The organism is Piscinibacter sp. PDB5-1 (genome assembly GCF_056676035.1).
Genome location: NZ_JBWVZL010000004.1, coordinates 484,814 through 502,295 on the forward strand (window position 1 = coordinate 484,814; position 17,482 = coordinate 502,295).

A 17,482-nucleotide genomic window follows, 5' to 3' on the forward strand; every position below is an offset into this window, starting at 1 on the left:
GACCGCTCACCGCCGCGACGGGCTCACTCGTGCCTTCTGAGCGCTCGGTGGTTCATGCCGCCGAAGCGGTGAATGGCATGACCACATCCAGCAACCGCTGCACATAGACCTCTTTCTCGCCCACCGGCGCGGCGTAGTGCAGGGCCTGTCGGGTGAGGTCGGGCCCGCCGCGCTTGAGCATCGCCCAGGTGGCGAGGTACTGCGACGCGAGGCAGCCACCGGCGGTGGCGATGGAGCCGCGTGCATGGAAGGCCGTGTCGGTGACGCGCACGCCGGCTTCGACCACCCAGGGCTTGCTGGTGAGGTCGGTGCAGGCGGGTTGGTCGGCCAGCAGGCCCAGGCGCGCCATCAGCAGCACGCCCGAACATTGGCCGCCGATGAACTGGCGCAGCGGGTCGAGCTGCAGGCGGTCGAGCACGGCGCTGTTCTCGGCGATGGCGCGCGTGTAGAGGCCGCTGCCGAAGAGCACGATGTCGGCCTCGTTGGCGTATTCGAGCGGCTGCGGCGTCTCGACCGTCACGCCGTTCATCGAAGTCAGGCGCGCGGCGGGGCTGGCGATCTCGGCCGACCAGCCTTCGGGGCGCAGGCGGTTGATGAGGCCGAGCGCGATGAAGGTGTCGAGCTCGTTGAACCCGTCGAAGCTGACGATGGCCACCTTCACGGTGGGCAGCACGACCGCCGGCGCCACGGGCTCAGTCCTCCAGCAGGCTGCGCAGCATCCACGCGGTCTGCTCGTGAACCGTGAGGCGCTGGGTCAGCAGGTCGGCGGTGGGCTCGTCGCTGGCCGCATCGGCGAGCGGGAAGATGCTGCGCGCCGTGCGCGCCACGGCCTCGTGGCCTTCGACCAGGATGCGCACCATCTCGAGCGCCTTGGGCGGGGCCTTGGGCGCGTCGGGAATGGACGCCAGCGCGCCGAACTGCGCGTAGCCGCCGGGGGCCGGGTGCCCAAGCGAGCGGATGCGTTCGGCGATCGGGTCCACCGCATTCCACAGTTCGGTGTACTGCCCCATGAACATGGTGTGCAGCGTGTTGAACATCGGGCCGGTGACGTTCCAGTGGAAGTTGTGCGTGGTGAGGTACAGCGTGAAGGTGTCGGCCAGCAGCTTGCTCAGCCCACCCGCGATGCGCGCGCGGTCGGCATCGCTGATGCCGATGTGGATGCCCACGCCACCGGTCGCCGGGGTCGGGGCCTTGCCGCTGTCTTTGCCGGACTCTTTGCTTTTCTTCGCCATCGCGTCTTCTCCGCAGGGTGATGTGGGTCGGTGATCAGCGCAGTCTAGCGAGGCCCTTGCGCCGCAGCCGGTCGCAGGGTTGATGCAACGCAGAACCCATCGTGTGGGCCCGGTTCGGTCAGGACAGCCGGGTCACGCCCGGCAGCGGGCAGGCGTAGATCGCGTTGCGCAGCGCCGCGATGGCCTCGTAGCGGGTGAAGGTGCGGCGCCACACCAGGACCACGCGGCGCGTGGGCACCGGCGGGGTGAAGGGGATGTAGCTCACCTGCGGCTGCGCGTCGCGCGCCACGCTCAACTGCGGCACCACGGTCACGCCCATGCCCGAGGCGACCATGTACTTGATGGTTTCGAGTGACGAGCCCTCGAAGCTCTTGCGGATGCCTTCGGCGTCGCTCGAAAAGCGTGCGTACTCCGGGCAGACCTCGAGCACGTGGTCGCGGAAGCAGTGCCCCGTGCCCAGCAGCAGCATGGTTTCCTTCTTCAGCTCTTCGGCGCTGATCTGCTTGCGTTTGGCGAGCGGGTGGCTGTGCGGCACGGCCACCATGAAGGGCTCGTCGTACAGCGGGGCCACGGCCAGGCCGGTGTCGGGAAAGGGCTCGGCCATGATGGCTGCGTCCAACTCGCCGGTGCGCAGCATGTCGAGCAGCTTGGCGGTGAAGTTCTCTTGCAGCATCAGCGGCATCTGCGGCACGCGCTCGATGGCCTGCTTCACCAGGTCGGGCAGCAGGTAGGGCCCGATCGTGTAGATGATGCCCAGCTTGAGCGGGCCCGAGACCGGGTCTTTTCCGCGCTTGGCGATCTCTTTGATGGCGGCGGCCTGTTCGATCACGGCCTGCGCCTGGCGCACGATCTCGTCGCCCAGCGGGGTGACGCTCACCTCGTTGGCGCCGCGCTCGAAGAGCTTCACGTCCAGCTCTTCTTCGAGCTTCTTGATGGCGACGCTCAGCGTGGGCTGCGAGACGAAGCAGGCCTCGGCGGCGCGGCCGAAGTGCTTCTCTCTGGCGACGGCGACGATGTAGCGCAGTTCGGTCAGCGTCATGGCCCCGACCCTCGGGTGACATGCGCGTCGCCGTCGCCCCCCGCCTGCTGCGGGCTGCGATCCCCACCCGTGGTGGGGCCCCTCTTCCGCCCTTCACAGGCGACGGCGACGATGTAGCGCAATTCGGTCAGCGTCATGGCCCCGACCCTCGGGTGACATGCGCATCGCCGTCGCCCCCCGCCTGCTGCGGGCTGCGATCCCCACCCGCGGTGGGGCCCCTCTCCCGCCCTTCACAGGCGACAGCCACGATGTAGCGCAGTTCGGTCAGCGGCATGGTCGGCGAAGAATAGCCCAGCACCGGTGCCGCGTCATGCCCCGTGCGGCATCGCGCGGTGATACCGCACGGCGTGGCGCTTGAGTCGAGCGGGGGCGCTGCCCATCCTTCGCGCCGCGGCATGTGCCGTGAACCGCAAGGACCGTATGAGTACATCGCAACGACGCACCCTCACCCTGATCGCCGCCGCCACGCTGGCCGGCAGCCTGACGGCCTGCTACGTGGTGCCCATCGACCCGCGCACCGGCCAGGCCTACCCCGTGTCCACCCCGCCGGCCCACGACATCACCGCGCCGCGCCCGGCCCCGGTGGCCACGCCGGCGCCGACCGGCCCGGCCCAGGCCGCCGTCTACAGCGCGCGCCTGTACCCGCTCAATGCGCAGGCCAACAAGGGCGGCCTCCTGATGGCCGTCGTCACCGACAACAACGCCGGGCGCGGCAGCTTCAGCCTCAACTACCTGGGCGACGCGCTGCAGGGCGAAGCGACCCGCGTCGATGCGAGCTACGCCGCCTTCGGCCGCATCCACAACGAAGTGCTGGGCACCGCCAACCGCAGCTTCAGCGGCCGGAGGGGCATTGCCAATGCCTTCGGCGCCAAGGGCGTCAACGCCCAGTGCGAATACCTGATCACCGGCCCGACCATGGGCACTGGGGCCTGCCAGTTCTCGGACGGCGCCAAATACCAGATGCACTTCGGCGGCTGATCGGCCGCCGGGGCCCCGCCCTCAGAGCAGCGTCGAAATCGGCGCCTGCGTGGTCGCACCCAGGCCCGGGCGCGCGCGCGGCCGACTCGGGGCGGGCGGCGATGCGAAGCGCGGCTTGCGCCCGTGCAGCATCGCCGGGATCAGCTTCTCGCGCTTGACCAGCGTGTAGAACATCACCGCCGCGATGTGCGTGCCCAGAAAGCCGTAGATCAGCCACTGGTTGCGCTTGTGCAAGCCGGTGATCCACGACACCGTGTCGCTGGACACCAGGTGCGCCAGCGGGGCTTCGAACAGGATGTCATCGCCGGTGAACAGCCCGCCGAAGGCCTGGAAGCCCAGCGCCGCCAGCATGGCGAACACCGACAGCGCCCCCAGCGGGTTGTGGCCGAGGTAGCGGGTGCGCGAACGGCCCTGGGCGTAGCGCAGCGTCTCGCGCGGCGAATAGATGAAGCTCGCGAAGCGCGAATGCCGCGAGCCGATGAAGCCCCACAGCAGGCGGAAGGCCAGCAGCCCCGCCGCCCCGTAGCCGAAGCGGGCGTGCCACTCCATCCAGTCGCCGCCGAGGTGGATGGTCGTGATGCAGCCCGTCACGCAGGCCACCAGCCCCCAATGGAACAGCCGCAGCGGCCAATCCCAAACCCTGACAAATGTTGTGTGCATCGTGGCCCCCTTTTGTTTCACATCGGCGCTCAAGCGCCAGCCTCGTGGGTTCGATATCGGTATTCCGATGGCTGTGAAGGAGGACCTGTATGTATCGAAAAACAACCGTGCGACTCTGTCTGGGCGTGGCGCTGGCTGTGGGCGGCGCCGGCGCGTGGGCGCAGGCGGTGCCTGCCGACAAGGCCGTGAGGTACCGGCAGTCAGCGTTCACTGTGATGGGCGCCCACATGACGCGGCTGAATGCCGCGACCAAGGGCGATGCGCCGAGCGACAAGGCCTCGCTCGAATTCAGCGCCGATGTGATCGACCTGATGGCGCGCGCGGCCTTCGAAGGTTTTGTGCCGGGCGGTGATCAGACCGGCAGCAAGGCGCAGCCCGAGGTCTGGCGCGAGATGCCGAAGTTCCGCGAACTCACCAAGTCAATGCAGGGCGAGAGCGCCAAGCTGAAGGCCGCCGCCCGGACGGGCGACCCGGCCCAGGTGAAGACGGCGCTGCTGGGGGTGGCGAAGGCCTGCAAGGCCTGCCACGACCCTTACTTGGCCAAGTAGGCGGCGACGGTTTGCGGCGCTTGCGCCGCGGCCATCATCGCGGCGGTCTGATCGACCACCTTGCGGTCGGTGCCTGCGCTGTAGACGCGCAGGGCGCTGCCGGTGGGGGGCTGCGCCATCACCTCGGCCTGGGCCTGCCCACGGTGCGCGGCCCACACGCTGCGGCCGGCCTTCTGCTGCGAGGGCTTGCCGTAGGTGCGGGCGAACTCCTGCGCCAGCGCCTGGGCCTGCCCGGCCGATTCGATCGACACCATGAACAGCCTGTCTTCCTTGAAACAGAAGCGAATGTGGTTCACGGGGCTGTCGCCGAACAGCAGGTTCTCGTTGCTGCGCTGGTAACAGCTCACCGCGCCGGCCTGCGACACCAGGCTCACGTCGCCGAGCTTCTCGACGGCGTCGCCCCAGGCCACGCCGCGGAAGCCGCGCATCTCGACCGCCTGGGCTGCGCAGGCCAACGTGCCCAAGGCCAGGGCGGTGGTCAGGCGGCGCACGAAGGAGTGGGTCTTGGCGGTGGCAAACATGGCGGTCTCCAGAAGGTCGGTGAGTCGCGGCTAACGGGTGAGGCCAGTGTGTCTTTCGTAACAAACTTGTGTCAATTCGTTACCCCCTGGGGTAATCCCGCCACGATGCGAAATAAGTCGCGTGCCGGAGCCCGGTGCAGCGGGGTCGCCCGCAAGCAGGCGCGACAGGTGTATCTCTTTGTGCAGTGCACTCAAGCCCGGCGCGGCGGTGACCGATGAACCGTTCTCGCAGGGCGCGTTTTGCGGCCCTGAGGCTTTGGGAGGCTCAAACATGTCAATGAACCGCAGAAATCTGATGTTGGGCGCATCGGCCGCATGGCTTGGTGCAGGTTGGGCGCCGTCGGTCCGTGCGGCCACGCAGCCGGTGATCAAGTTCGGCCAGTCGGCCTCGCTCACGGGCGGCCAGGCCGAGTACGGCAAGAACGTGCGCGACGGCATCCTCGCCGCGTTCGCCGCGGCCTCTCGGGCCGACAACGGCAACGGCCCGCGCTTCGAACTGCTGACCATGGACGACGGCGGCGTCAAAGACCGCTGTGCCAAGAACGTGGGCACGCTGATCGACTCGGGCGTCTCGGCCGTCATCGGCCTGACCAGCGGCGCCGGCGCCGAAGCCAGCATGTCGATGGTGCAAGAGAGCCAGGTGCCGCTCGTGGGCACGGCCAGCGGCAACATGGGCATCCGCCAGGGCAAGACGCTGCCGGTCTACAACGTGCGCGCGGGCTACGACCTCGAATACACCCGCATGGTCGGCTACGCGAAAGACTTCGGCATGAGCCGCGTCGGCGTCGTCTACTTGAAGGACACCTCCAAGGCCAACATGGACGCGCTGAACCTGGCGTTGTCGCGCCTGTCGGTGGCCCCGAAGGAGGCCATTGCCATCGACCGCAACGACAAGGCGTTCGACAGCGTGGCCGATGCGCTGCTCGGCGCAAAGCTCGATTGCGTGATGTTCGCCACCAACGCCACGCCGGCCGCCGCGATCATCGACCGCATGCTGGCCTCGCGTTACCCGGGCCTGTTCTACGCGTCGTCGTTCGGCGGCCAGAGCCTGCTCGACACCCTGATCGAGCGCAAGCAGAGCTGCATCATGAGCGCCGTCGTGCCGCGCCCCAGCGCCGCCCGCGTGAGCGTGGTCAACCGCTGCGCGCAAGACCTGGCGGCGATCGGCGCCGAGTCGAAGATGGGCATCACCACGCTCGAGGGCTACATCGCCGGCCGCACCGCCGTCGAAGCCGTGCGTTCGGCGATGAGCCGTGGCGGCATGGGCAAAGGCCGCATGAAGGAAGCGCTGGCCAGTCTGCGCACCGACCTCGGGGGCTACAAGATCGACTTCTCGGGCTCGCAGCAGGGCTCGCAGTACGTGGATCTCATCACCATCGACCGCTTCGGCCGCCTGGTCGGCTGAGCGAGGCACGACGCCTCACGCGGTTCGCTTCTCACCGCAAAGGCCCGACCGGCACTGCCGCTCGGGCCTTTGTCTTTGCTGCTGCGGATGCGAACCATGAACCGGACACCGTTCGCCCTGCGGTATCGAAGGGCCACGCCGGGGTTTCGACAGGGTCCACCCGAACGGACTTCCGTGGCTGCTCCAGGAAGCTTCGTGGCCAGAAAAAAGCCCGCCTCGAAGGCGGGCTCGTCGCGGGGCGATGCCGTTCAGCGCTGGGCGTTGCGCTGGTCCCAGGCCTTGGCGGCGAGGTAGGCGCTCTGGAAGGCTTCGGCGTCTTTCAGCAGCGCGGCCTTGGGCCCGCTTTCCAGCGGTTGCTCGACGCCGATCTTGTCCACCGGCATCTTGTCTTCGCGCACCGACTTGATGAGCCGGCCCACTTCACCAGCGGCATGGGACGGGGTCTGCAGCAGCACCAGGCGCTTCATCTTGTCGGGGTTGTTGGGCACGTGGCAGTCGTTGCACTGGCTTTCGCGCAGGCGCAGCGCAAGTGCCTTGTAGGTCTTGTCCACTTGGGCGGTGTAGGGGTTGTTCACCGCGAAGAGGCCGTCAAACACGGTGACCATCGGCTGCGTGCGACCTTGCGCGTCGGTCCACAGCCACTGGCCATCGTGCTTGGCGTGCACCACCGGCTCCACGCTTTGCAGCGGGGTCACGTCGGAATGCACGGTGAACTGCGCGACGCGGATGCGGTCGGCCTTGCCGTCCCAATACAGCACGACCTCGCGGGCGTTCTCGTACATCGACCACTTCTCGGCTTCGTGCCAGAACGGGTACGGGAACTGTCCCGGCTCCATGCGGTTGCGAAAGGCCGTCTGCAGGCGCACCTGGTACAGCCCTTCGGACTCGACCCAGCGCACGGTGTGCTTGCCGTTGAACATGAACAGCGACAGATACATGTTGCTGAACACGTCGGGGGCGAACTGGGTCAGGCCCGTTTCCTTCAGCGACAGCTTGGGGTCGCGCTGGCGGCCCCAGAACACGAAGGCCGGCAGCTTGGTGCGCAGCACCGAATCTTCTTTGTAGAGGCTTTGGCGGCAGGTGTTGTAGGCGCTCGTGCTGTCGGCAGGTGCGAGCGGGCAGGCCCGGGCCAGCTCGGCCGCCAGGGCCGCGGCCGAGGCCTGCACGCGCTCGCGGTTCTGCGGCGTGTCGCCGCCCTGCGCGTGAGCGCCGAGGCTGGCGCCGAGCGCGAGTGTCGCGACGGCGGAAATCCACGGACGATGTTTCAGTTTCATTTTTCCTCCCAAGTGAACGTGCGTTGGACAACGCAGAAGGCCGCCGCGCCGACGCGGCATGGCGGTGCGAAGGGGCTCAGCCGATCACGCGGCCGGCGCGGTCGATGGCGACCACATCCACGAAGCGTGAACCCTGGGTCTTGCCGCCGGTGAAATCGACCTGGTAGCCGCCGAGGTCGGTGCGCAGCTCGGCCAGGGCTTCGTGGAAGCGGGCCTTGCTCGGCGAGCCACCGGCCCGCAGGGCCTGGCGCGCGGCTTCGGCGGCGATCACGCCGGTGATGTAGCCCTCGATGGCGGTGAAGCCCACGCGCTGGCCGCCGCCCAGGGCGGCGATGTCTTTGTGGCAGCGCGAGATCAGCGGCAGGCCCAGCGCGTTGGGGCGCGGCACCACCTGCGCCATCACGACGCTCTGCTTGCGCTGCGCCATCGCGTCGAGCAGCGACTGCCCGGCGAACGAGGACGAGAAGTACATGCCGAGGTAGCCGCTCGCGGCCATCTTCTCGACCACGCCCGAGACCGGGGTGGCGTTGGTGGTGAACAGCACGCAGTCCACCTTGGCGTCGAGCATGGTCTTGGCCGTGGCCGAGAAATCGGTCGTGTTGCGGCTCAGGCCCACCGATTCGGTGAGCTTCACGCCCACGCGGTCGAGCGCGGTGGTCATCGCGTCGAGGTTGGCGGCGGAGGTGTCCTTCAGGTACACGTAGCCGACCCGGCGCATGCCGAAGTCTTTCACGTAGCGCACCATCTGCTGGTATTCGAGGTCGTAGCCGGCGCGCACGTGGTACTGCATGCGCAGTTTGTCGGCACGGATGCCCATGTTGCCGCTCGCCGCGCCCAGCAGCACGGTGCGGCTTTCTTCGATGAGCCCGGCCGCCGCCTCGGCCGCCGCGCCGCTGGTGTAGCCCACCAGGCCCAGCACGCCCGACTCGATCAGCGTCTGCGTGTTGGCCTTGCAGCGCTCTTTGTCGCCGCCATCGTCGAGCGTGATGAGTTCGAGCTTCACGCCCTTGGCCGACGCCGCAGCAAAGGCCGCGAGGATGCCGTCGCGCACGTCCTTGCCGTAGCTGGCCTGGCCGCCCGAGAGCGAGGCCGACTGGCCGAACTTCAGCACGCCCGAGGCGTTGGTCGCGGCCCATGCACGCGGCCCCGACAGCGCCAACGCCGAGCCCCCCAAGATCACGTCTCGACGATTGATGCCCATTTTTCCCACCCCTGGTGTTTTCGCGCGACCACGTTGAAGCGCCGGCCCCGGCGCGATGGGCAGGGCGGGCACTCGATGGTGTTCGGCCGAAGTGACCCGGGGGCTGAGCCCCAGATGGTTACCAGATGAATCGGCGAGACCCCGTGCCTCGCCCGATTGCGAGGAATGTCACGGTGCAGGGGAATGGATGGGCGCGCCGGGGGGCCGCTCAGGACTTGGCCGGCCGCTGCATCGCTTCGAGCTTGCCCAGGTCGAGCCCTTCGACGATGGCCTTGAGCGCGGCGGCATCGACACGCCGGCCCTCGGCCTCGACCACCACGCCGTTCTTCAGCAGCACGGTGTACTCGCTGCGGCTGCCGTCCTTGTGGTGCTCTTCGCGCACGGTGCGCGCGCCTTGCTTGTAGACGCGCTCGATCTTGGTTTCGGTCTCGCGGTCGAGCGTGGCGTTGGCCCAGGCCAGCGCGGCCAGGCCCCCCAGACCGCCCAGGCCGCCCATGTCGGTGATCGACAACTTCACGCGTTGCTCGCCCTCGGCATAGCGCGCTTCGGCGGTCGAGGCGCCCAGGCCCATCGCGTTGTTCGATTGCGCCTCGATGGCTTCACGCTTCAGCGTGCCCAGCGCCTCGGGCAGCAGGGCCTTCAGGTCTTGGGGCGGCAGGGGCGCGCCGCCGCTGCCGGCCATCGCCCCCATCATCTCGCCCAGGGCCTTGCCGGCGGCTTCGGTGTCGCCCGACTTCTGGGCCTGCTCCATGCGCTTGCCGGCTTCTTCCATCTGGCGCGCCATGGCTTCCATCTTCGAGGTGTCCAGGCGCACCTCGCCGTCGGGGGTGTTGATGACCATGTCGCCACCGCCTGCGCGCCCGGCGCCGAACATCCCCATGCCCGGCGTGAGGGCGGCGATCAGCGCGGCCATCACCACGCCCAAGACGATGCCGCAGACCACCACCACGGCGGTGTAGGCGCCGGCCTTGTCGGGCGGACATTTCATCAAGGGCCCGATGCCGGTGTAGAGCAGGTAGATCGAATACAGCGCCGCCAGCAGGCCCAGCATGCCGAGCATCGGCACCAGGCTGAAGATGCCGCCGACGAACGCCGCCGTCATCGCATAGGCGATGAGCTTGAAGGCCGCCAGCGGGTCCTTGGTGCCTCCGAAGCTGGGTGCGAGCGCGTTCACCACCAGCGACATCACGTAGACCATCGCCAGCGACAGCGCGTAGTTCAGCACCATCTGCACCAGCCCGCTGACGATGGGCATGCGCAGGCTCAGGCCGAAGCCGCCCATGCCGATGAGCGACATGCCGACGAAGCCCGCCAGCGCCGGAATGGCCGCGAGAAACACCAGGTACTCGCGGTAGATGGCGCCGATGGAGGTGGCTTCACCGGCGATGGCGGGCCAGGTCTCCTTGGGCTTGAGCAGGATGGCCTGTACGCGTTGGATGAGGTTCATGGGCAAGGCTCCAGTGGAACTGGCGACCCTGCCAGCCCGCGCAATCTAGGGCGCAGGCTGCGGGTTGCGAATCGACCAACGTCACATGCCGCGCGCTCAGCTCAGCCGGTCGGCCAGGTCTTGCGCCAGCCCGCACATCGTGAGCGTCGGGTTCCACGACCCACAGGTCGGGAAGATCGACGCCCCGGTGACGTACACGTTGTGCACGCCGTGCGGGCGGTAGTCGGTGCCGACGACCGAGGTCGCGGGGTCGGTGCCCATCCACAGCGGCGAGGCCTCGTGCACGATGATGTTCAGCCGGCTCTGCGTTTGCGGCGGGCGAGCGCTGCCCCAGGTGCCGGCGCCGTTCGTGTCTTCGACCCAGTATTCGAGCGGCGGGGTGCTGCCGTCGCTGCTGACCAGCGCCTCGAGGGTCTGGTAGGTGGCCTCGTCGAGGGTGTTCCAGAGCTGCTGGTCGGCCGGGCTCAGACCCAGCTGCAGCGTGATGTTGCAGCTGTCGTCGCGGCCCGCGTTGAGGCGGATCCAGTTGTCGGGGTTCTTCTCGCTCACCTCGCCCAGCGTCGCGCAGACGAACACGACGTGTTCTTCCGAGCCCTGCAGCTGCTGCATCGAGGCCACCGCGGCGGCGTCGGGCGCTTCGTGCGCGATGGTGTCCTGGTCGCGCGCCGGGTTGGTCGAGGCGAAGGCGCTGACCTGCACGTGGTACTGCTGGCCTTGCGGGTCTTTGCCGTCGAGGTAGAGGGCTCCCAGCTCCAGCGGGGCGACGTTCTTGAAGGCCGAGCGCTTCACGCGGGCGGTGACGTGTGACATGAAGTGCCCGGTGTAGCGCTGCCCGGCGTTGGGCAGGCGGTCGCCGAACGAGTTCATCAGCAGCGTGGCCGGCGGAATGGTGCCCATCGCCAGCACGATGCGCGCCGAGGCCACCGCGAGGTCGCCGCGGCTGGTGACGAGGGCGGTGACCGTGCCCTGCTCGTCGTGCACCAGGCGCTCGACCACGCAGTGGTCCACGATGGGCAGCGGGCTGCCCTGCCCCTGGGCGGCCCGCGCCTTCTGCGCGTTGTGCAGGCCCAGCAGGGTGCCCACGGTCGAGAACTTGTAGAACTTGACGGTCTGCCAGCCCGGGTTGGCCACGGCGATGGGCGCCGGGTAGGCACTCTCGGCGCTGGGCACGAAGCGCTTGAAGTTGTCGCGCAGCCGGCTGCCCAGCTGCTCTTGCATGTTGCCGTAGACGCCGTCGTTGATGCGGTCCATCGAGGTCACGCGCAAGAAGGCGCGGGCGCGCTCCCAGAAGCCGGGCTGCAGGGTGACGTCCACCAGCGCCTGCGGCCAGTCGCGCATCAGCGTGGGCGTGGGCGCGGGTGACCACGCGCTCCAGTAGGCCGAGCGGCCGCCGACGATGGGCACGTAGCCGGCCTGGAACATCTCCAGCCCGGTGGTCGCCATGCGCGTGGTGCGCGTCCAGGGGTAGGTGGTGGGCGGCGAGCCGGTGGCGGCCTGGAAGGCCATCGGCAGCATCTGGTAGTGCACCGGCAGCACGAAGCGGCCGCGCTCGAGCACCAGGATCTTCGCGTGCGGGTTGTTCTTCAGCGCCTGCTCGACGAAGGCCACGCCGGTCGGGCCGGTGCCGATGACGATGAAGTCGTAGGCCTGCTGGCGGATCTGGTCCCACTCGGCGGGGCTGGCGAAGAAGGCATGCGTGGCGATGCCGTTGGCGTCGGTGGTCTGCGGCCCGGGCACCGGGTAGCCCAGCGCAATGCCGGTGGGCACGGGCGCGGCACCCGGGGGCTGGGTGTAGAAGTGCTTGTAGGTGAAGCTCATGGTCTGTCCTTCGACAACTTCGACGGATATGGGCGTGGGCACCCGCGCCCGGCGGCCCCGGTCGAACCGGGGCACCGTGCGGGGGTGCGCCTGCGCGGGTGGGGGTCAGCGGATGGGCGTGAGGTACTGCCGGCCGTTGCGGTCGAGTTGCAGCAGCGGGTGGTCCGCCTTCTGCGTGGCCTGGTACCAGGCCGGCAGCGACTTGAAGGTCAGCACCATGTCGAAGTCGGCGGCGACGCTGCCCTTGTCCATCGGCACGTTGCCCTTGCGGTTCTGGAACCACTTCATCCACAGCGGCGAGCCCGGCGGCGGCGAGTTCAGGAAGTTCGCGCAGGGGTCGTTGGGGTTGGTGCAACCGGCCGGCAGCTGCGGGCGCGGCGTGAGCAGCGGCAGCAGGAAGGAGTCCATGCCGAGCTTCGGGTTCTTGAGGTTCCACTGCGCCGAGCTGTGGCAGCTCATGCACGACGAGTTCTTGCCGTTGGTGACGTAGACCGGCTGCCCCGCCTGGCTCGCGCTGCCTTCCTTGGCCGCCACCTTGGCACGGGGGTTCGTGCCGCTGGTGTAGGCGAAGTCGTTCATCGCGCCGTCGTTCGGGCCCGACAGGCGTTCACCCCAGCCCAGGGTCTCGTCGCCGTACGCGGGGGCGTCGGGGTTGTTCCAGTTCTCGATCAGCTTGGGCTTGGGGTTGCCCGGGTCGGCAGCCTGGGGGTCGTTGCCCCACTGCGCGCCCAGCACCACCATCTGGTCCCAGATGCCGTGGGTCCCACGCGGCAGCCGCTGGTCGTAGACCAGCGTGGTGAACACCCAGCCGGTCTTGGGGGCCGACTTGCTGTCCTTCACGATGATGTCGAACTGCATGAACGAGGCGTTCGTCAGCACCGGCGGGCTCGCCGTGTAGTTGGGCGGCGGGTTGGTGGTGGCGTTCACGCCGATGTACAGCGGCCAGGTCAGCGCGCCCTGCATCGGGGGCCACACGGCGCCGTCGGCGGTGATGAACGAGGCCTTGATGACCACCGCGCCTTCGGCGAACTGCGTCGTCGTGGGCGAGACGGCCGGCTTCATCGCGGTCTTGCCCCAGATCTTGGCGAGCGTCGGCGCGGCGGTCTTGTCGTAGTAGGTCAGCACGTAGGTCGTGATGGGGCGGGTCAGGCCGCTTTGCTTGAACAGCGAAGCGTCCAGCTCCTGGCTGCCCACGTACATGCCGTGGATGGGTTCGCGCAGGTAGCCGAGCCAGGGCTCGTTGTACCAACCGCGCTTGGCGGCGTCCCAGTTGGCGTAGTCCTCGATCAGCACGCGCATGTCGGGCCCCACGGCCTGCTTCAACGCTTCGGCGTAGGCCTTCGCGTTGGCGGTGGTGATCCGCCCGTTGTTGATGGCCTGGCGCCAGGGCATGGCCGGTACCGGCGCCTTGGTGGGGTAGTCGTGGCTCAGCTTGAACAGCGGCCCGCTGTACTGGCTGGGGGGCACCACCGTGCCGTTGTTGTCGGCGAATGGGGTGGGTGTGGCTGCATGGGCCTGCAACGCGAGCAGGGCACTGCCCAGGCATGCCCAGAAAAGTTTGCCTTGAATCTTCATGTTGTCCTCCACTGAATGAACCGTTTGCACGAGGGTGAAAACGCCGGAGGGCCGGACTTGTCGTGGGCCGGCCGCTCGCGTTTCATCATGCAAGTCGCGTGGTGAGAGGCCCAGCCCTGTTCACGGCGAGCGACAGACGCTGGCTAGGGCTTGTCTTTTGCCGCGGCGCAACACCCGTGTGCGCGGCGGGGCGATGCCGGTGGGGCCGAACGCACGCAGGTGCTTGATTTCACGAGCCGCTGTCGCGAACGACCACCAGGCGGGGCGAGGGTGGGCGCGGTGCGCTGCCGCCCGCCTGGCCCCCGTGGCAGCGGCGTCTCGGGGTGATGACCCTGCGCCGCTTCGGGTCTTGCCGAGGGCCTGAGCGGCCCCGTGGCTCAGGCCTTCAGGAACTCGGCCTTGGTGCCCAGCCAACGCGAGACGTGCCGCTCGGCCGCCTGCGGGTGCGCGTCGAGCAAAGCCTCGGCGGCGCGACGTGCGGTGTGCACCATCGCCTCGTCGAGCGTCATGTCGGCGAAGCGCAGCAAGGGCGCACCCGATTGCCGCGAGCCCAGAAACTCGCCCGGCCCGCGGATTTCGAGGTCGCGGCGCGCGATCTCGAAGCCGTCGGTGGTCTCGGCCATCGCCTTCAGGCGCGCCTTGCCGGTGTCCGACAAGGGGCCGGTGTAGAGCAGCACGCACACGCTGGCCACCGAGCCGCGCCCGACGCGGCCGCGCAACTGGTGCAACTGGCTGAGGCCGAAGCGCTCGGCGTGTTCGATCACCATCAGGCTGGCGTTGGGCACATCGACGCCCACCTCGATGACGGTGGTGCTGACCAGCACCTTCATCTGCCCTTCGCTGAAGAGCGACATCACCGCCGCCTTCTCGGCCGCCGGCATGCGGCCGTGCAAGAGGCCGACCATCTCGCCGGGCAGGGCCTCGCTCAACTGCTGGTGCGCGCTGGTGGCGTTCTGCAAATCGACGGCTTCGCTCTCTTCGATCAGCGGGCACACCCAGTACACCTGCCGGCCGCGCGCGACCTCTTGCGCAATCGTCTGGATGACGTGCTCGCGTTTGCCGTCGCTGAACACCTTGGTGACGATGGGCGTGCGGCCCGGCGGCAGCTCGTCGATGGTGCTGATGTCGAGGTCGGCGAACAGCGTCATCGCCAGCGTGCGCGGGATGGGCGTCGCGCTCATCATCAAGAGGTGCGGCTCCAGCGATTGCGCCTGCAGCTTGTCGCCGTCCTGGGAATGCGCGACAAGTTTGTCGCGCAAGGCCAGCCGCTGCGCCACGCCGAAGCGGTGCTGCTCGTCGATCACCGCGAGGCCCAGCTTGGCGAACTGCACCTCGCCCTGGATGACCGCGTGCGTGCCCACCACCAGCCGCGCTTCGCCCGAGGCCACGCGTTCGAGCATCTGCGTGCGCGCCTTGCCTTTGCGGCTGCCGGTGAGCCACGCGGTCTGGATGCCCAGCGGTTCGAGCCATTGCACCAGCTTGCGAAAGTGCTGCTCGGCGAGGATCTCGGTCGGCGCCATCAGCGCGCACTGCCAGCCGTGGTGCATCACCAACGCCGCCGACAGCGCGGCCACCACCGTCTTGCCCGAGCCCACATCGCCTTGCAGCAGGCGGTGCATCGGCAGCTCGCGCTGCAGGTCGCGCGCGATCTCTTCGACGACGCGGCGCTGCGCCTCGGTCAACGCAAACGGCAGCGCGGCCAGCAACTGCTCGTGCAGGCCGAGCGGCTGCACCGCGAAGGCGGGGGCCCGTTGTTTGGCGCGCTCGCGCTTGGCCTGCAGTTGCGACAACTGCTGCGCCAGCAGTTCTTCGAACTTGAGCCGCTGCCAGGCCGGGTGGCTGTGGTCTTGCAGCGTGGCCAGGCTCACCTCGGGCGACGGGTGGTGCAGAAAACGCAGCGCCTCGCGCAGCGAGGGCACGCCGCTCGGCACCATCGCGGGCGGCAGCACCTCGCTCAAATCGGCCCGCTGCAGGCCTGAAGCGACGGCCTTGCGCAGGTAGGCCTGTGGCAAGGCGGCGCTGGCCGGGTAGACCGGTGTCAGCGCGGCGGCCAGCGGCGTGTCGTCGGTCACACCCTTGAAGCTCGGGTGCACCATCTCGATTCCGAAGAAACCGCCGCGTGCCTCGCCACGCACGCGCACGCGGTTGCCGGCGGCGAGCGTCTTCTGGTGGTTCGGGTAGAAGTGGATGAAGCGCAGCACCAGGTCGCCGCTCGCGTCGTGCAGCCGCACCACGAGCTGGCGGCGCGGGCGGAACTGCACCTCGCACTGGTCCACCACGCCTTCGATCTGCGCCGTGTCGCCGTCGCGCAGGTCGCGGATCGGCGTGAGCCGGGTCTCGTCTTCGTAGCGCAGCGGCAGGTGCAGCGCGAGGTCGATGTCGCGCACCAGGCCCAGCTTGTCCATCGCGCGCTGCGGGGCCGACTTCTCGCTGCCCTTGGCCTTGGCCGCGCGGGTGGGCGCGGGGGCGTTGTCGAGGGCGGCGTCCGGGGCGGGCATGCAATGATTCTGCCGCCTCGCCACTGCCCCCTGCCCGCATGTTCCGACGTCTCCTGGCCTGCGCCGCCCTGGCCCTGCCCCTGTTCGCCCTGGCCAAGGGCTACACCCCCGAAGGCCGCTGCGGTGGCTGGCCGCGCATCGACGTCACCACGCCCGCGGGCTGGTGCGTGGGCCTGGTGGCCGACGAGCGCGACGGCCTGCGCATGCCGCGCCGCCTGCTCGAAGTGGCGCCCGGCCGCTTCTGGCTGATCGACATGGGCAGCTGGGAGCCCAAGCGCGGCCGCCTGCTGGAGATGACGCTCGGCAAGCCCGGCGAACGTCCCGCCATGCGCACGCTGGCCGACAAGCTCGACCGGCCGCTCGCGCTGGTGCGCGGGCCCGATGCGCGCATCTACATCGGCGAGGCCGGCACCGTGTGGCGCACGCCGGTGCCCGTGCCCGGTGCTGCCATCCAGCGCGAAGACGTGGTTCCGGGCCTGCCCGACGATGGCTCGCACCCGCTCAAAGAGCTGGCCTTCGGCGACGGCAACACGCTCTACATCAACGTCGGCTCGGCCACCGATGCCTGCCGCAATGACGCCCAGCAGCAGCCCCTGCCCTGCCCCGAGCGCGAGGGCGAGCGGCCGCGCGCGGCGATCTACGAGGCCACGCTCGACGGGCCGGGGCTCACGCTGCAGTCGATGCGCGTCTTCGCGCGCGGCCTGCGCAACTCGGTGGCTCTGGCCCATGTGCCGGGCGTCGGCCTGCTGCAAGGCGAGAACTCCATCGACTACCCCGAGGCCGACGCGCCGGCCGAAGAGTTCAACCTCGTGCGCGACGGGGCCGACCACGGCTGGCCCTACTGCGTGGGCGACCGCACGGCGGCGCGTGGCTACGAGAAGCGCTTCGATTGCGGCAAGACCATGCGCCCGCTCGCGCTGTGGCCGGCACATGCCGCGCCGCTGGCGATGCTGCACGCGACGCACGGCCCCCTGAAGGGCCAGGTGCTGGTCGCGTGGCACGGCCACCGGCCGACCGGCCGGCGGGTGGTGGGCTTCGAGATCGACGCGCAGGGCCAGCCACGCGCCAAGCCGAAAGAGTGGGTCGGCGGCTGGTCGGCCCGCGGCGAGCAGCGCCCCAACGGCACGCCGACTGGCCTGGCGCTCGACGCCCAGGGCCAGCTGTGGATCGTCGAAGACCGCAACCGCACGGTGCTGGTGCTGCGGCCCGACGCGCGCTGAGCCGCCAGCGCACGCAGGCGCGTGGAACAATCGCCGCCCTCTCCACGCACCCAGGCCGGTGAAGCC

15 protein-coding genes are annotated in these 17,482 nt (G+C 69.1%); 4 read left to right on the forward strand and 11 right to left on the reverse strand.

Features of this window, described 5'->3' with window-relative positions; translation table 11 throughout:
• Nucleotides 1–52: 52 nt before the first annotated feature.
• From AC1KAT_RS18510 to AC1KAT_RS18520, 3 genes are all read right to left on the reverse strand, one after another.
• The gene (locus AC1KAT_RS18510) at nucleotides 53–661 is read right to left on the reverse strand and encodes a type 1 glutamine amidotransferase family protein (RefSeq protein WP_480328531.1); all 609 of its coding nucleotides are present in this window, start codon (nucleotides 659–661) and stop codon (nucleotides 53–55) included.
• Between the two features lie 31 nt (nucleotides 662–692).
• A complete protein-coding gene (locus AC1KAT_RS18515; protein ID WP_480328445.1) occupies nucleotides 693–1,232 on the reverse strand; it encodes a Dps family protein in 540 nt (179 codons plus the stop codon).
• A gap of 118 nt (nucleotides 1,233–1,350) precedes the next feature.
• Nucleotides 1,351–2,271 carry a LysR substrate-binding domain-containing protein gene (locus AC1KAT_RS18520; protein WP_480328446.1) on the reverse strand — a complete coding sequence of 307 codons (921 nt, stop codon included), beginning with the start codon at nucleotides 2,269–2,271 and terminating at the stop codon, nucleotides 1,351–1,353.
• Nucleotides 2,272–2,691: 420 nt separating this feature from the next.
• On the opposite strand from AC1KAT_RS18520, the gene AC1KAT_RS18525 reads away from it, so the two are divergent.
• On the forward strand, nucleotides 2,692–3,249 hold the full coding sequence (locus AC1KAT_RS18525; RefSeq protein WP_480328447.1) for a hypothetical protein: 558 nt from the start codon (nucleotides 2,692–2,694) through the stop codon (nucleotides 3,247–3,249).
• 21 nt (nucleotides 3,250–3,270) lie between these two features.
• Here the strand turns inward: AC1KAT_RS18525 and AC1KAT_RS18530 are convergent, their stop codons facing one another.
• On the reverse strand, nucleotides 3,271–3,909 hold the full coding sequence (locus AC1KAT_RS18530) for a cytochrome b/b6 domain-containing protein (protein WP_480328448.1): 639 nt from the start codon (nucleotides 3,907–3,909) through the stop codon (nucleotides 3,271–3,273).
• 89 nt (nucleotides 3,910–3,998) lie between these two features.
• Here AC1KAT_RS18530 and AC1KAT_RS18535 point away from each other — a divergent pair, with 89 nt between their 5' ends.
• Nucleotides 3,999–4,457 (forward strand): c-type cytochrome, encoded by a 459-nt coding sequence (locus AC1KAT_RS18535; RefSeq protein WP_480328449.1) that lies wholly within the window; start codon nucleotides 3,999–4,001, stop codon nucleotides 4,455–4,457.
• Here the strand turns inward: AC1KAT_RS18535 and AC1KAT_RS18540 are convergent.
• Nucleotides 4,442–4,978: a hypothetical protein gene (locus AC1KAT_RS18540; RefSeq protein WP_480328450.1), complete on the reverse strand. Its 537-nt coding sequence runs from the start codon at nucleotides 4,976–4,978 to the stop codon at nucleotides 4,442–4,444. The genes AC1KAT_RS18535 and AC1KAT_RS18540 overlap by 16 nt on opposite strands.
• A gap of 277 nt (nucleotides 4,979–5,255) precedes the next feature.
• Between AC1KAT_RS18540 and AC1KAT_RS18545 the strand changes: the two genes are divergently transcribed.
• Nucleotides 5,256–6,383: an ABC transporter substrate-binding protein gene (locus AC1KAT_RS18545; RefSeq protein WP_480328451.1), complete on the forward strand. Its 1,128-nt coding sequence runs from the start codon at nucleotides 5,256–5,258 to the stop codon at nucleotides 6,381–6,383.
• 248 nt (nucleotides 6,384–6,631) lie between these two features.
• Here the strand turns inward: AC1KAT_RS18545 and AC1KAT_RS18550 are convergent, their stop codons facing one another.
• From AC1KAT_RS18550 to recG, 6 genes are all read right to left on the reverse strand, one after another.
• Nucleotides 6,632–7,657 (reverse strand): hypothetical protein, encoded by a 1,026-nt coding sequence (locus tag AC1KAT_RS18550; protein ID WP_480328452.1) that lies wholly within the window; start codon nucleotides 7,655–7,657, stop codon nucleotides 6,632–6,634.
• A gap of 76 nt (nucleotides 7,658–7,733) precedes the next feature.
• Entirely contained in the window at nucleotides 7,734–8,858 is a 1,125-nt protein-coding gene (locus tag AC1KAT_RS18555; RefSeq protein WP_480328453.1) for an ABC transporter substrate-binding protein, read from the reverse strand.
• Between the two features lie 208 nt (nucleotides 8,859–9,066).
• A complete protein-coding gene (locus AC1KAT_RS18560) occupies nucleotides 9,067–10,305 on the reverse strand; it encodes a Yip1 family protein (protein WP_480328454.1) in 1,239 nt (412 codons plus the stop codon).
• Nucleotides 10,306–10,401: 96 nt separating this feature from the next.
• Nucleotides 10,402–12,123, reverse strand: a complete 1,722-nt coding sequence (locus tag AC1KAT_RS18565) for a GMC oxidoreductase (protein WP_480328455.1) — start codon at nucleotides 12,121–12,123, stop codon at nucleotides 10,402–10,404.
• 105 nt (nucleotides 12,124–12,228) lie between these two features.
• The gene (locus tag AC1KAT_RS18570; protein WP_480328456.1) at nucleotides 12,229–13,698 is read right to left on the reverse strand and encodes a hypothetical protein; all 1,470 of its coding nucleotides are present in this window, start codon (nucleotides 13,696–13,698) and stop codon (nucleotides 12,229–12,231) included.
• A gap of 377 nt (nucleotides 13,699–14,075) precedes the next feature.
• The gene (recG, locus tag AC1KAT_RS18575) at nucleotides 14,076–16,196 is read right to left on the reverse strand and encodes an ATP-dependent DNA helicase RecG (protein WP_480328457.1); all 2,121 of its coding nucleotides are present in this window, start codon (nucleotides 16,194–16,196) and stop codon (nucleotides 14,076–14,078) included.
• Nucleotides 16,197–16,234: 38 nt separating this feature from the next.
• Here recG and AC1KAT_RS18580 point away from each other — a divergent pair, with 38 nt between their 5' ends.
• Nucleotides 16,235–17,416 carry a PQQ-dependent sugar dehydrogenase gene (locus tag AC1KAT_RS18580; protein WP_480328458.1) on the forward strand — a complete coding sequence of 394 codons (1,182 nt, stop codon included), beginning with the start codon at nucleotides 16,235–16,237 and terminating at the stop codon, nucleotides 17,414–17,416.
• Nucleotides 17,417–17,482: the final 66 nt, after the last annotated feature.

Bases quoted from the DNA above. Each gene is read 5' to 3' on its own strand.
- AC1KAT_RS18525 (WP_480328447.1), top strand. From the start codon at position 2,692: ATGAGTACATCGCAACGACGCACCCTCACCCTGATCGCCGCCGCCACG.
- AC1KAT_RS18570 (WP_480328456.1), bottom strand. From the start codon at position 13,698: ATGAAGATTCAAGGCAAACTTTTCTGGGCATGCCTGGGCAGTGCCCTG.
- recG (WP_480328457.1), bottom strand. From the start codon at position 16,196: ATGCCCGCCCCGGACGCCGCCCTCGACAACGCCCCCGCGCCCACCCGC.
- AC1KAT_RS18565 (WP_480328455.1), bottom strand. From the start codon at position 12,123: ATGAGCTTCACCTACAAGCACTTCTACACCCAGCCCCCGGGTGCCGCG.
- AC1KAT_RS18530 (WP_480328448.1), bottom strand. From the start codon at position 3,909: ATGCACACAACATTTGTCAGGGTTTGGGATTGGCCGCTGCGGCTGTTC.
- AC1KAT_RS18520 (WP_480328446.1), bottom strand. From the start codon at position 2,271: ATGACGCTGACCGAACTGCGCTACATCGTCGCCGTCGCCAGAGAGAAG.
- AC1KAT_RS18560 (WP_480328454.1), bottom strand. From the start codon at position 10,305: ATGAACCTCATCCAACGCGTACAGGCCATCCTGCTCAAGCCCAAGGAG.
- AC1KAT_RS18580 (WP_480328458.1), top strand. From the start codon at position 16,235: ATGTTCCGACGTCTCCTGGCCTGCGCCGCCCTGGCCCTGCCCCTGTTC.
- AC1KAT_RS18545 (WP_480328451.1), top strand. From the start codon at position 5,256: ATGAACCGCAGAAATCTGATGTTGGGCGCATCGGCCGCATGGCTTGGT.
- AC1KAT_RS18555 (WP_480328453.1), bottom strand. From the start codon at position 8,858: ATGGGCATCAATCGTCGAGACGTGATCTTGGGGGGCTCGGCGTTGGCG.
- AC1KAT_RS18540 (WP_480328450.1), bottom strand. From the start codon at position 4,978: ATGTTTGCCACCGCCAAGACCCACTCCTTCGTGCGCCGCCTGACCACC.
- AC1KAT_RS18515 (WP_480328445.1), bottom strand. From the start codon at position 1,232: ATGGCGAAGAAAAGCAAAGAGTCCGGCAAAGACAGCGGCAAGGCCCCG.
- AC1KAT_RS18535 (WP_480328449.1), top strand. From the start codon at position 3,999: ATGTATCGAAAAACAACCGTGCGACTCTGTCTGGGCGTGGCGCTGGCT.
- AC1KAT_RS18550 (WP_480328452.1), bottom strand. From the start codon at position 7,657: ATGAAACTGAAACATCGTCCGTGGATTTCCGCCGTCGCGACACTCGCG.